Annotated in this window: 16 protein-coding genes; 1 reads left to right on the plus strand and 15 read right to left on the minus strand. The window is 52.5% G+C overall.

Features of this window, described 5'->3' with window-relative positions; all coding sequences use genetic code 11:
• Window positions 1-50 precede the first annotated feature (50 nt).
• The 12 genes from REH51_RS01475 to REH51_RS01530 form a co-directional block, all read right to left on the minus strand.
• A complete protein-coding gene (locus REH51_RS01475; RefSeq protein WP_009722053.1) occupies window positions 51-386 on the minus strand; it encodes a PilZ domain-containing protein in 336 nt (111 codons plus the stop codon).
• Window positions 387-408: 22 nt separating this feature from the next.
• Window positions 409-1,392 (minus strand): DNA polymerase III subunit delta', encoded by a 984-nt coding sequence (locus tag REH51_RS01480; RefSeq protein ID WP_498936681.1) that lies wholly within the window; start codon window positions 1,390-1,392, stop codon window positions 409-411.
• Complete coding sequence (tmk, locus tag REH51_RS01485; protein ID WP_009722051.1) at window positions 1,383-2,036, minus strand: dTMP kinase; 654 nt, start codon at window positions 2,034-2,036, stop codon at window positions 1,383-1,385. The genes REH51_RS01480 and tmk overlap by 10 nt, the downstream gene beginning before the upstream one ends.
• A 63-nt stretch (window positions 2,037-2,099) precedes the next feature.
• Entirely contained in the window at window positions 2,100-3,107 is a 1,008-nt protein-coding gene (gene mltG, locus REH51_RS01490) for an endolytic transglycosylase MltG (RefSeq protein ID WP_009722050.1), read from the minus strand.
• 30 nt (window positions 3,108-3,137) lie between these two features.
• Window positions 3,138-3,944, minus strand: coding sequence for an aminodeoxychorismate lyase (gene pabC, locus REH51_RS01495; RefSeq protein ID WP_009722049.1), 807 nt, complete (start codon window positions 3,942-3,944; stop codon window positions 3,138-3,140).
• A 6-nt stretch (window positions 3,945-3,950) separates the two neighbouring features.
• A complete protein-coding gene (gene fabF / locus REH51_RS01500) occupies window positions 3,951-5,189 on the minus strand; it encodes a beta-ketoacyl-ACP synthase II (RefSeq protein WP_234667759.1) in 1,239 nt (412 codons plus the stop codon).
• Window positions 5,190-5,382: 193 nt separating this feature from the next.
• Entirely contained in the window at window positions 5,383-5,616 is a 234-nt protein-coding gene (gene acpP, locus REH51_RS01505) for an acyl carrier protein (RefSeq protein ID WP_008956801.1), read from the minus strand.
• Window positions 5,617-5,740: 124 nt separating this feature from the next.
• Complete coding sequence (fabG, locus tag REH51_RS01510; protein ID WP_009722046.1) at window positions 5,741-6,484, minus strand: 3-oxoacyl-ACP reductase FabG; 744 nt, start codon at window positions 6,482-6,484, stop codon at window positions 5,741-5,743.
• Between the two features lie 66 nt (window positions 6,485-6,550).
• Window positions 6,551-7,510, minus strand: coding sequence for an ACP S-malonyltransferase (gene fabD, locus REH51_RS01515; RefSeq protein WP_009722045.1), 960 nt, complete (start codon window positions 7,508-7,510; stop codon window positions 6,551-6,553).
• A 151-nt stretch (window positions 7,511-7,661) separates the two neighbouring features.
• A complete protein-coding gene (plsX, locus tag REH51_RS01520; protein ID WP_009722044.1) occupies window positions 7,662-8,681 on the minus strand; it encodes a phosphate acyltransferase PlsX in 1,020 nt (339 codons plus the stop codon).
• Window positions 8,682-8,724: 43 nt separating this feature from the next.
• A complete protein-coding gene (gene rpmF, locus REH51_RS01525) occupies window positions 8,725-8,895 on the minus strand; it encodes a 50S ribosomal protein L32 (protein ID WP_009099300.1) in 171 nt (56 codons plus the stop codon).
• Window positions 8,896-8,931: 36 nt separating this feature from the next.
• On the minus strand, window positions 8,932-9,480 hold the full coding sequence (locus REH51_RS01530) for a YceD family protein (protein WP_009722043.1): 549 nt from the start codon (window positions 9,478-9,480) through the stop codon (window positions 8,932-8,934).
• Window positions 9,481-9,642: 162 nt separating this feature from the next.
• Here REH51_RS01530 and REH51_RS01535 point away from each other — a divergent pair, with 162 nt between their 5' ends.
• Window positions 9,643-10,245, plus strand: coding sequence for a Maf family protein (locus REH51_RS01535; RefSeq protein WP_234667758.1), 603 nt, complete (start codon window positions 9,643-9,645; stop codon window positions 10,243-10,245).
• A 3-nt stretch (window positions 10,246-10,248) separates the two neighbouring features.
• On the opposite strand, the gene sppA is transcribed toward REH51_RS01535, so the two are convergent.
• From sppA to REH51_RS01550, 3 genes are read right to left on the minus strand one after another with little or no spacing between them, the layout of a single operon-like run.
• A complete protein-coding gene (gene sppA, locus REH51_RS01540; RefSeq protein ID WP_498936683.1) occupies window positions 10,249-11,370 on the minus strand; it encodes a signal peptide peptidase SppA in 1,122 nt (373 codons plus the stop codon).
• A 60-nt stretch (window positions 11,371-11,430) separates the two neighbouring features.
• Entirely contained in the window at window positions 11,431-12,081 is a 651-nt protein-coding gene (locus REH51_RS01545) for an HAD family hydrolase (protein ID WP_009722039.1), read from the minus strand.
• 9 nt (window positions 12,082-12,090) lie between these two features.
• Entirely contained in the window at window positions 12,091-13,032 is a 942-nt protein-coding gene (locus REH51_RS01550) for an RluA family pseudouridine synthase (RefSeq protein WP_009722038.1), read from the minus strand.
• Window positions 13,033-13,598: the final 566 nt, after the last annotated feature.

Consider the following 13,598-nt stretch of genomic DNA (forward strand, 5'->3'; position numbering starts at 1 on the left):
GGCCTTGTTCAGTGCTATTACGGTGTAAACTCGGTGTTAACTCGGCGCTATCAAAGTGTAAAAGAGGGAGGCGCTTTATCTAACTGGCCAGCCAACAACGTTTCAATACGATCACGTACGGAGTAGTCCTGCTGACTGAAATGTACCCCAATACCTGGCATTCGCTGTCCACTTACGCCTTCAGGCGAGACCCAAACAACATGGCCAGTAATGGAGAGGCGTTCACTCTCCCCTGGCAATGTCAGCAATAGATTGACCTGCTCTCCAAGTTTGTAGGGCGTTTTAGTCGGTACAAAAATGCCGCCTCTATCCAGAAAAGGCATATACGCGGAAAGCAACGTCGGTATATCCGGTATTGTCAAAGAAAGTGCTTTTTGAACCGTCATAACAGCCTCGTTGGCAACAACCCTAGGAGCGTAACAGCGCCGACCAGCGCCCCAGCCACGCTTCAAGTACTAGCTGAGGGTTCGGGTTAGCACCGACTGCAAATAAACGGCGCTGCTCTCGGGCATAATCCAGTAACCGGAACCAGTCCTGCACCCGTCCATTTTTCATCGCTTGACGGTATAACGGCTCTAAATCAGGGTTATGCAGCACCGAGGTTTCTCCAGACAAGCCCAGCCGTATCAGGTCTTCAAGCCAAGCAATACCGTACCACAAGATGGCATCAATGGCCTGACGATCAAGCCTGGCAGCTTCTGAAACAGGCTCAGCACCACGCACCAACTGCTCGAAGCTGTCATGAATTTGATGGCGAAGAGCGCGCTCCTCTGGCGTTGCTAATTCCACTGCAAGCAGCGGCAAACCACCCGACACTCGCCACCAAAAATGTGCTTCGTCGCTGCCAAGCTTCTCAGTCACCCAGCCACGGCAATCATTAAAAGGGACACTGGCTAATGGCCACTGCTGACAGCGGGAGCGAATCGTGGGTAGCGTTCGCGAAGGGACGTCTGACAGCAAAATAAATAGCGTTTTATCGCCGGGCTCTTCAAGGCTTTTAAGCAATGCGTTTGCCGCCGCAATATTCATCGCTTCCGCGGGAGAGATCACGATCACACGATAACCTCCCTGCTGCGCGGTTTGCGAAACAAAGCGGTTTACATCTCGTATGGGGTCAATTCGAATCTGGCGCTTCCCCTCTTCCGGAGAAATGCGCATCAAATCAGGGTGGTAACCTGAGGCTAGCATGGCACAGCTATGACAATGGCCACAGGCTAGCTCGCCAGGCTGTGCGCATAACGTTCGAGCGATTAACGCTTCCGCCAACTGCTGCTTGCCAACCCCGTGAGCGCCACTGATTAACAGCGCATGCGGCAGTCGTCCTTCATTGGTGAGACGAATCAACTGCTGCCACGTAGACTGGTGCCAAGGCAGCACTCCCGTTATTGCCATAGAGCCACTCGTTCTTCTAGCGTTTGAGCTAGCGACGCCTGTACTTGATCAAGCGCTCGCCCTGCATCTATTAACGCGAAACGCTGAGGCGCCGCAGCAGCACGCTCTAAGTAAGCGTGGCGAACAGCCTGAAAAAAGGCGAGCTGCTCTTGCTCAAAACGATCACGCTGCGTTTGCTGGTCTCTTAACCGCCCTTCAAGACGCTCTTTCGCAGCATCGGGTGACATATCTAACAACAGGGTTAGATCTGGGGAGAGGCCTTTTTGCACGAACTGCTCCAGTTGAGCAATGCGATCTGACTCAATACCTCGGCCGCCGCCCTGATAAGCAAAGGTAGCGTCGGTAAAACGATCACAGATCACCCAGGCACCGCGCTCAAGGGCTGGGACTATTTTTTGCGCTAGATGCTGGGCTCGCGCGGCAAACATTAATAGTAATTCGGCATCACTGTGCAAGGGCTCATCGAAAGAGGGATCAAGCAGCAATCCTCGAATCGCTTCAGCGCGCGGCGTCCCCCCGGGCTCACGGGTTCGCACAACCTCTATCCCGCGCTCTTGTAGCCATGTCTCTACAAACGCCACGTTAGTAGATTTTCCGACTCCCTCACCACCCTCAAGGGTGATGAAGCGTCCGCGCTTGCTCATTGAAGCCCCTTACTAAGTAAATTCGAGAAAAACACATCACACTTAAACAATGACTTAACCTAATTAGCGATTGCGAATATAGCGATTAACCGCGTTATTATGCTCACGTAGCGTACGTGAAAAATGGTGGGTACCGTCACCGCGCGAGACGAAGTAAAGCGTTTCTCCGGGTAGCGGATTCACAGCCGCTTCAAGGGAAGCGCGCCCGGGCAAGGCAATCGGCGTTGGTGGCATGCCGTCAATCACATAAGTGTTATAGGGTGTTGCCTCACGTAAATCCGCACGTGTGATTCGCCCCTCATAGCGCTCGCCCATGCCATAGATGACGGTGGGATCTGTTTGCAAACGCATTCCCTGCTCCATACGACGTTTAAAGACGCCTGCAATTTCTCGACGCTCATCCGGCGCGCCCGTTTCACGCTCAATGAGCGATGCCATAATGAGCGCTTCGTAAGGTGTATCGATCGTCAGATCATCATCACGCGCATCCCACACCTCTTCTAAAATCCGCTCCATACGGGAAAGCGCCTGACGTAGAATATCAACATCGCTCATGCCCAGGTGGTAACGGTAGGTATCGGGGAAAAACCAGCCTTCAGCAAACGTATCTTCACGTTCTAATAGTGCCATTACTTCGTTATCACTTAACGATTCGGTATGGTTCTCTAACTTTGGCGCACTGTTGAGCAGCTCTCGCATTTGGCGAAACGTCCACCCTTCGGGAATCGTTAACGCATAAGTGACAACGTTATTGCTCCCCAGGAGAGCAATCAACTCAAGACCACTCATGCCTGGAGTAAGCTGATACTCACCCACACGTAAGCGTGGCACCCGCTCAGGCTCAACACGCGCTAATAGCTGAAACGCCCAAGCATCTTCAATAAAGCCTTGGCTTTCCAGTTCTCGAACGACCTGATTGAAACCAGCACCAGCAGGAACCTGATAAAGCTTGGGTTCTTCAAGTGTGATCGGTGCCGATAAGCGGTGTTGCCAGTAAGCATAGCCGCCCACGACTGCGGCGACTCCAACTACAACCACGACACCTACGGCAGCTAATAACCGTTTCACCATGACACCTCAATAATGTTGATAAAATTCTGCTTAACGGGATGTCGGCGAATAGCCAAGCAAGTCATGGCCTATTACTTGCAGCCTATCTTGGCCTGAGGATGACCAGCACTTCAGGACTGCGCCTGTTTTACTTAAAAGCGTGTTCACTGGCCACACACCTTGTACCGAGTTAGCCACCCAGAGACGATCAACCTCATGGATAGCGTTCAGCGCAATCGTGGCTTCCTGCACCACTCCACGATCCAGTAATGCAGCACGCAGTGTTCCCGCTACGCCACATTGCGATAATGGAGGCGTGAATAGCGCTCCCGCCTGCTGCCAGAAGACATTCATGCTAGTGGCTTCCACTAGCCAACCATCGGTATCTCCCAGCAAACCCTCAGCGATAGATGGGTCATTCCACTCCTGGCGTGCTAGTACATTTTCCAACCGATTAAGGTGTTTAATGCCTGCCAATAGCGGCTGATGCCCCAAACGCAACTGACAAATCCGTACGTTAACGCCCTCATGCCAATGGTCGGCATTCACCACAAAAGGCGTTCTACGGCTAATCAAGCGCGGCTGAGAATTGTCAGCCGTCGCATACCCTCTCCCACCACTTCCACGCGTCAGAATTAGCTTGAGTACTTCAAGCTCAGCGATAGGCGGGGATTGCCAAGTAGCGACTAATTGCTCCATAGAGGGCAACGGAATATTTAAACGCTGACAGCCCTGCAGTAAGCGCGCGTAGTGGTAATCCCATAGCACAGGGACACCAGCACGCAGCAGCACTGTTTCAAATACTCCGTCACCATACGCAAGCCCTCGGTCGTCAAACGGCACCTGGGGCATTGACATCGCGTGCTATACCTTTTTAAACAGCAATGAGCCGTTGGTACCACCGAACCCAAACGAGTTTGAGAGCGCAATATCAATGGGCATCTCCCGTGCGGTGTGCGGCACGTAATCGAGATTACAACCTTCCTGCGGGTTATCCAGGTTAATGGTAGGCGGCGCAACCTGGTCTCGAATAGCCAGAATACTAAACACCGCTTCAACCGCACCTGCTGCACCTAAGAGGTGGCCAATCATTGACTTGGTAGAGCTCACGGCAACCTGCTGAGCTGCGCTACCTAGCACTTTTTCAATCGCACGGCTTTCTGCTAAATCACCCGCTGCGGTAGACGTGCCATGCGCATTAATATAATGCACATCCGCTGGGTCGATACTCGCATCTTTAATGGCATTGCTCATAGAAAGTGCAGCTCCACGACCATCTTCCGGCGGTGCCGTCATATGGTAGGCATCATCACTCATACCAAAGCCGGCAAGCTCTGCGTAGATATTTGCGCCGCGCGCTTTGGCGTGCTCGTACTCTTCCAAGACAAGCACACCAGCACCGTCTGACAGCACAAAGCCGTCACGATCAGCATCCCATGGGCGACTCGCCGCCTGAGGATCTTCATTGCGCGTTGAGAGTGCTCGTGCTGCAGAAAATCCGCCCAATCCTAACGGCGTAGTAGCCATTTCCGCGCCGCCACAGATCATCACATCGGCATCGCCGTAAGCAATAGTACGAGCGCTGTAGCCAATATTATGGGTACCCGTTGTACACGCGGTGGTGATCGCAATATTCGGGCCTTTGAAGCCATGCTGAATCGCCATGTTGCCGGAAATCATATTAATGATTGAACCGGGAACAAAAAACGGCGAAACGCGGCGTGCGCCTCCCTTGTTAAGCGCATTGTGGTTATGCTCAATCATCGGCAAACCGCCAATGCCTGAACCAATAGCCACACCAATTCGCTCAGCATTCTCTTCGGTACACTCAATCCCCGAATCCTGAACGGCTTGGGCACCCGCCGCCATGCCGTACTGGATAAACAGATCCATCTTGCGTGCATCTTTAGGATTCAGATAGGGGCTAATATCGAAATTTTTAACCGACCCTCCAAAACGCGTGTTGAAGCCACTTGTATCAAAGTGCTCAATCGGCGCTATGCCACTTTTGCCGGCGACAATATTTGCCCACGACTCATTAACACTGTTGCCCACTGGGGTCACCAGGCCTAACCCAGTTACCACTACCCTTCTTCGCGCCATCAGCTTTCCTCCAGGCATCCATGGTGACACGACCCATCTGGGTCATTTGCTGCAGAAATTTGGTGACTAGTATAACGGAGATTGAACGTTATATTCATTGTGACAACAAAGCAAAAAAGCCGCCCCTACTCAGGACGGCTTTTTATACGGGTGGGTAAGCACCCCACCCTGGCTCACTGCTTCGACTCAACCCTTACTGATGGGCGTTTACGTAGTCGATAGCTTCTTGAACCGTGGTGATTTTTTCGGCTTCTTCGTCAGGAATTTCAGTATCAAATTCCTCTTCAAGTGCCATCACCAGCTCAACGGTGTCAAGAGAATCAGCACCCAGGTCTTCAGTAAAAGAAGAGCTGTTCTGGATGTCTTCTTCTTTAACGTTCAGGCGCTCTGCCACAACTTTCTTCACGCGCTCTTCAATAGTACTCATCAACGTACTCCAGTCGTTCACATTAGCCGTTTTTGATAACCAGCCATTTGGAAACCGCAAGCCAAAAGCTGCGGGGTAGTTTATAGACGCCCTTAAGCTGACGCAACCGCCAAACCCAAGGCCATCAACGCATATTCATGCCGCCGTTAACGTGTAGCGTTTCACCAGTGATATAACCTGCAGCATCACTTGTCAAAAAGCCAACGGCGGCAGCAATTTCCTCAGGCCCGCCTAAACGCGAAAGAGGGATTTGCTTGAGCAGCATTTCATGCTGCGCTTCAGGCAACGCTTCGGTCATGTCTGTTGCAATAAACCCAGGCGCTACCGCATTAACCGTAATGGCACGAGAAGCGACCTCACGCGCCAAAGCACGACTAAAACCTTCCATCCCGGCCTTGGCGGCGGCGTAGTTAGTTTGGCCTAGGTTACCCATCGTCGCCACTACGGAACTTATCGACACGATACGCCCAAAGCGCGCCTTTGTCATACCACGTAGACATGCTTTGCTAACGCGATAAACAGATTTAAGATTGGTATCCATCACGGAGTCCCACTCATCCTCTTTCATGCGCATTAGCAAGTTATCGCGGGTAATGCCGGCATTATTGACCAAAATTGTGGGCGCACCAAAACGTTCGCCAATGGTCTTTAGCACCTGATCAATACTCTGCTGATCGGTAACATTAAGGCACATTCCTGCACCTTCAATGCCATTCTCTTTTAGATCAGCATCAATTTTTTCAGCGCCCGATTCGCTAGTGGCAGTTCCCACTACGATACGTCCTTGACGCCCAAGCTCATGAGCAATGGCTCGCCCAATACCTCGGCTAGCACCAGTAACTAGTGCCACTCTTCGTTCTTGAGTCATAACGTTCTTCCTTCAACCTAACTAAGCAAGGGTAGCGGAAAATAGCGACTTAACACGCGCCATTTCTCACGCACCACCCGCCGACGCCTCACGTGCTAACTCAAGGGCTGAATCCAAGCTATCAGGATCATTTACCGCCAACCCTTTGGCACTACGTATAATGCGCTTGTTTAACCCGGTAAGCACTTTGCCAGGCCCGCATTCAATGAACACATTAGCACCTTGCTCGACCATCGCTTCAACGCAAGATGACCAACGAACCGGCTGATACAGCTGCTCGATTAGGCGCGTACGCAATGTCTCAATATCAGCATGGGCTTGCGCATCGACGTTTTGAATAACCGCATAACGAGGTGCACGTAACTCAATTTCCTGCATAGCCGCAGCAAGGCGCTCAGCGGCTGGTCGCATCAGCGCACAGTGGGAAGGCACCGAAACCGGCAGTGAAAGCGCTCGCTTGGCTCCAGCCTCTTGGCAAGCAGCGATGGCACGCTCAACGGCATTTTTGCTGCCTGCGATGACAACCTGCCCAGGCGAGTTGTAATTAACGGCAGACACTACCTCATCTTCAGCCGCTTGGGCACAGGCCGCTTCCACGGCGCTATCATCAAGCCCAAGGATCGCCGCCATGCCACCCTCTCCCGCAGGGACAGCTTCCTGCATAGCTTCACCACGCAATCGAACAAGGCGTACGCCTTCAGCGAACCCCATCACTCCAGCGCAAACCATAGCACTATATTCACCGAGACTATGGCCGGCCATGACGCTTGGGCGAGGCCCTTCCAACTCTTGCCAGATACGCCAAATAGCAACGCTGGAGGCAAGTAGTGCCGGCTGAGTGCATGCCGTCGCATTCAACGCTTCTTCTGGACCTTCCTGGACGACTTTCCACAAATCGTAGCCCAGAGCGTCTGACGCTTCCTCAAATGTAGTTCCCACCACACTGTAGCGCTCGGCTAGCTCTCGCAACATTCCAAGCTGCTGAGAGCCTTGCCCGGGAAAAATGAGGGCAAGGGGTTGAGACATGTCGTTCACCTTTGCTCTTGTAGGCATTTGCTCAGTTGAGCGATAAGCGTGCTATTGGCGCCATTGCTGTAACAGCGTTGGCCACATCCTGCTACCACCAATAGCCCGCAAAAAATATATAACGTCTTATTATCTACTGCGTTGACAGCGCTCAAGAACGCGACCAGCGTGCTGCAATCCGGACAGGCAAATCATGCTCCACTTCTTGCAATGCACGCTGGATAGCATAATAAAAACCATCCGCCTGGGTGCTGCCATGGCTTTTTACCACAATACCCTGCAACCCCAAGAGGCTGGCCCCATTATAGCGTACCGGGTCTAGCTCCCGTTTAAGCCTCTTCAGTACAGGCCTGGCCAGTATACTTGCCAAACGTCCACTCAGGCGTGACTCAAACGCCATTTGTACACGCTCCACCAACATACGAGTCAACCCTTCACTGGCTTTCAAAGTGACATTACCAACAAAGCCATCGCAAACCACGACGTCAAGATCACCTTGAAAAATATCGCCGCCCTCGGCATAACCAAGGTAATCAAAGCTTAAGTCACTGACACTCTCACGGAGCAAACGATCCGCTTCGCGTACATTAGCGCTACCTTTTGTAGCTTCAGACCCCACATTCAGCAAGGCAACGCGAGGCCGCTTAATGCGATCCATGCACTGGGCCATGGCGGCACCCATCATGGCAAAATCAAACAGCCTGGATGCTGGAGAATCAACATTTGCTCCTAAATCAAGCAAATAACAACGTTTTCCCCCACGCGCGGGTATTGCGGTACTTATTGCAGGCCTTGAGATACCAGACAACATGCCAAGTTCACGCCTCGCTAAAGCGACCAAAGCACCGGTATTTCCGGCACTCACTCCCGCCGCCGCTTCACCGGAAGACAGGCTGCGCAGCATACACGCCATGCTGGTAGCGCCTCCGCGCCGCATTGCCCAGGCAGCTGTTGCCGCTTGAGACACACTTTCTGGAGCATCGACAGCCACCAAACGTGACGTTGCCGCAGCCAAAGGCTGCGGCAAACGCGAAAGCTCAGCATCAATCTGCTGACGCGGACCAAACAGAGTTAATGCTAAGCCAGGGCGCTCAATAACCGCCCTTGCGGAGCCTTCGATAATGGCACGGGGGCCTTGGTCACCCCCCATTACATCAATCGCTAGGCGCACACAGCACCCACCCTGTTTTGCCGCTCATAAAAAGCGCTAAGGCTTAAACCTCAACCACTTTACGACCGCGGTAAAAACCGTCTGGAGAAACGTGGTGACGCAGGTGAGTAGTACCGGTTTCTTTGTCCTGAGACAGAGTCGGTGCGCTCAGCGCATCGTGGCTACGACGCATACCGCGCTTGGAACGAGTTTTACGGTTCTGTTGAACTGCCATGGGTGTTTACTCCAAGGTAATTAAGGTAAGTGATGCTTACTTTTTGCCTTTCAAAGCGCCACTGCTTTTCAAAGCATTAAGCACTGCGAAAGGGTTTTTGGCCGGAGCGGACTCTTCCGCCGTGCCCTCGGTCTTGCTGACCAGCTGCTCCGCCGAGACATGGCATTCGGTCTCATCGTGATAGACCACCTGCGGCAAGCTAAGGATAAGCTCATCCTCTATTACCGTCAGCAAGTCCAGCTGTTCATTTTCCACCAGCACCGGCTCATGACTGGCAGGCAGCTCGGCAGCCAAGGCTTCGTCTGCAATCATTCCTAATAAGAAATCACTGGAAACGTCTTGGCTTAGCGGCACCAGACAACGGCGACAAGGCAACGCCAGGGTCGCTTGCAAATGGCCACGAATTTCGCGACGGCCTTGGGCATCAACGCCAAACTCAAGTACGACATGACAGTCGCCGGTTTGGTCACCTGCTTCTTCAGCTAGGCGTGGCAACTTATTAAGCGCCACAATGCCTTCTAGTCGTTCGCGGCGGGCTGCAAGCTTATAAGGCTCAACCCGGCTGGGGATTTGTGAGGTCAACATAGGCGCGCAATGATAGGCACTCGCCCCCCCGCTGTCAAAGCTGTCGGTACAATTCTTACGAGATTATCTGCCAAAACCACCTAAATAGGCAGACCACTAAGGTTTCGTTACACTCGTTTGAACGGTGATTACTGCCTAACCAGGCCCATTAAGGAGAATGCTGTGCCTCAAACAAATGACGCGACACTCGTCCTCGCCTCTAGCTCTCGCTTCCGACAAGCACTACTGGACAGGCTATTACTGCCCTACCAGTGCTGCTCACCAGACATCGACGAAACGCCCCATCCTAATGAAACGCCCAGCGCCTTAGTACATCGCTTGGCGCTGAGCAAAGCCAACGCCGTTGCTGAGCACTTTCCCAACCATTGCATCATTGGCTCCGATCAAATAGCTCTGTTTGAGGGTGACATTCTCGGCAAACCCCACACAGAGGAGCGCGCTCGGGAGAACTTGACGCGCTTTTCTGGCCAAAAAGTGACATTTCTAACGGGTTTAGCTTTAGTTGATACTCGCCACCAACGGCATCACGTCCATATCGAGCCGTTTGAGGTGTTTTTTCGCTTACTGAGCGAACAGGAAATTGCGCGATATGTTGCCCTTGAGCAGCCACTGGATAGCGCAGGCAGCTTCCGCATGGAAGGGCTGGGTATCAGTTTGTTTGAAAAACTCGAAGGCCGAGACCCAAACGCACTCATTGGGCTCCCCCTCATAGCACTGTGCGACATGCTTCGCCAAGCAGGCATGAACCCCCTCGGCGACGTTTAGCATTTACTGGGTCTGAAAGCGCAATGGAGCATGTGCACGCTGCAGCCCAAGCACTTCAGCGGCTGTTTGGGTAAATCGGCGCGTCAAGCGCTCAAAAGGGTCTAAGCTAGGCGTATAGTTTTCCCAATCAGCCTCACCCACCTGCGATCGAGCCACTTGCTCAAGGCTGGCTAGTTCATCTACCAAACCCAGCTCTAACGCCTGCTCTCCACTCCAGATAAGCCCTGAGAAAACTTCAGGGCTGTCGCTCAATCGATCACCGCGCCCTGCCTTAACATCGTCTATAAACTGCTCATGGGTTTGAGCCAAAACGCCTTGCCAGAACTCAGCCACGTCTTCATCAAGCGGCTGAAAAGGATCCAGAAAAGCCTTATTTTCACCGGCAGTCATTACGCGACGCTCAATGCCAATCTGGTTGATCGCTTCTTGGAAGCCAAAGCCGGAATAAATAACGCCGATAGAACCAACTAAGCTTGCACGGGACGCCACGATGCTATCCGCAGCTGAGGCAATGTAGTAAGCGCCACTAGCGCCAATATCCTCTATCACTGCAATAATAGGCTTATCCCCCTGATCACGCAGACGCATTATCTCTGCATAAATACGCTGCGATTGGACAGGACTTCCACCGGGACTATCAATGTGCAACACAACAGCAGCGGCACTTCCCGATGACCATGCACGATTCAAACCTTTGATGATCCGCTCAGCATTCGCTGGTGCATCACTAGTAATCACACCATGCACTTCAACCAGTGCCAAATGGCGCTGAGTGGGCAATGAGGCAGTCGGCTCAGCGAGAAAAACGCGGTACAGCATTGTTGTTAACGATATCAATACAATCGCCAACAGCATCAAACGAAAGAACAATTTCCACCGTCGGGTTCTGCGCTGCTCCGTTAAAACACCGCCAACCCAACGATCCATCATTTCTAATTGCGCTAACCGCTGTCGCTCCCGGAGCGTCTCAGCATCATCACCCTCTGCCCCCGGCAGCGGTTGCTGCTTGGCTTGCCGAACAACTTCCGGCCCGTCGGTCCACCGATCACCACTCACCTTCCCCGGGGAATCATCACCCACTGGGGAGCCACTATCATTATCACCGCGCTGTTGCTCATCACTCATATACGATTCCTAATGTCCGCCTGGTCGTACAATTACTGCCCGTAGCGACTATTAACACCACTAACCATGGAGCCAGTCGAACAGGCTATCTACATCATCCGCCAGCCACACAGGCTGACTAGCCGCCAACCGAGCGCGGGCATGTACACCGTAAGTAACGCCCACACGATCCATATTAATGGACCTAGCCATTTCAAGATCATATTCGGTATCACCCACCATCACAGCGCGTTCGACGGGCACTTTCAGCTCGTCAAGCAGCTCAAGAATCATCTGTGGATGGGGCTTAGAACGCGTTTCATCTGCCGTTCGACTGGCATGAAACCAAGCGCCACACTTTGCTTCGGAGAAAACTCGATCTAAACCACGGCGACTTTTACCCGTTGCCACCGCCAGACGCTGATGGGGATGTTCACGCAGCCGGGCGATTTGCTCTTTTACGCCTTCAAAAAAAGGCATGGGCGTCGAGTCGCCATGTACGAAATGGTAGGCATAGCGTTGACGCAAACGCTCAGCCTGAGCCGCTTCAATACCAGGACATAACGTCGCTATCGCCTCAGGCAGGCCCAAACCAATAATATTTTCGATAGCACTGACGTCTAACTCATCCCACTCGGCATCAAAAGCAGCTGCCTGCATGCAGGCAACTATTTTCGGCACAGAGTTCATCAGCGTGCCGTCCCAATCAAAGATAATTAGCTCATAGCGCATTTCGTTTCCTTATTTCCGAGCGCGCTTTAGCGCTTCTTCCAACGCCTCAGGCAACGGCGCCTTCACCGTAACGGGACGGCCATTGCCAGGTTCAGGAAACGTTAATGCACGGGCATGAAGAAACAGACGCCCCAGGCCAAGGCGCTGTGCCATGTGGTTACTTTCGCGGGTTCCATATTTATCGTCACCCAACAAGGCATGCCCGGCATGAGCCGCATGCACACGAATCTGGTGGGTGCGACCTGTTACAGGCTCTGCCTCTATTAGCGTGACCTTTTCAAAAGTTTCTACTACCGAAAAGTGAGTCCGTGAAACCTTGCCGTTAGGATCTACTCGCACCCGCCGCTCACCGTTACCCGCATCAAAGCGGTCTAAACGAGCACTCACATAGGTCTTTCGGGCAGGCCAGCGCCCACTCACTAGCGCCAAGTAGCGCTTGTCCATTGCGTGCTTTTTAAGCGATTCGTTGAGTGTGACTAGCGCATCCCGAGATTTTGCCAACAGCAAACAACCCGATGTATCACGATCCAAGCGGTGAACAAGCTCTAAAAAAGTAAGGTCGTCGCGCACTTGTCGAAGCGCTTCAATTAGACCAATTTTTACACCACTTCCTCCATGGACTGCCAGGCCGGATGGTTTGTTAATCACCATCCAATCTGGCCCTTCCATAATGACGCTACCAATCAACAAATCACGTAAATTGTCGCTAACTTCTTTAACCGCTTCTCTGGGTGCTAAGCGCAGCGGTGGCACACGCACTAAATCGCCAGCTTGAAGGCGATAATCCACTTTAACGCGTTTTTTATTAACCCTTACCTCGCCTTTACGCACAATGCGATAAATCAATGCACGAGGAGCACCTTTTAAACGCGTCATCAGAAAATTGTCGATTCGTTGACCTGCTTGTTCCGGGGCGATATCCACCCACTGTACTTCCCGCCCTTCGGACATTAACGCTCACTCCTGGTGTGATCTTATAGCGACAGGCTAAAAACGGCATTCTAGCGTAGACCAATGCGCATTGCGTCAATTGCTGGTAGTTGTCTTTACTGTTATATTCCAGAACGTTCAGCGGCCAAGTGTGGCTTACCCGTAAACAGACACGTCGTAACGGGTGCGTTACCATTCTTCGCCTAGCGCCTGCCCGACAAACACGCAGGCCAGAGCATAGGCAAAATGGCGTAGTGTACGCATTACCCAAACGCCTAACGCATTGAAATAACGTACTGAAATAACGTACTGGATATACAGTTACTCTGTCGCATGCTTTTTGACGGCAGATACGCCTTTGCTTCGCCCGCAATGGCAGGCAATTGAATTAATAAACGTCACGCCTCAAGCAGCCTCTCCTGTTCGTCACAAGGTGCTGCTCGACTTGGGGCGCCAAGTTCAACGCTGTGCCGATGACCGGCGTTGACGAATCGATGAATGCTAGGTGTTGGCGGTGTCAGCAGAGCCGGATGGACGTGACAGCCACCGAAACATGTTCTGCCTCCGCCACGTACTCAACGCCCTTT

Source organism: Halomonas bluephagenesis (genome assembly GCF_054790765.1).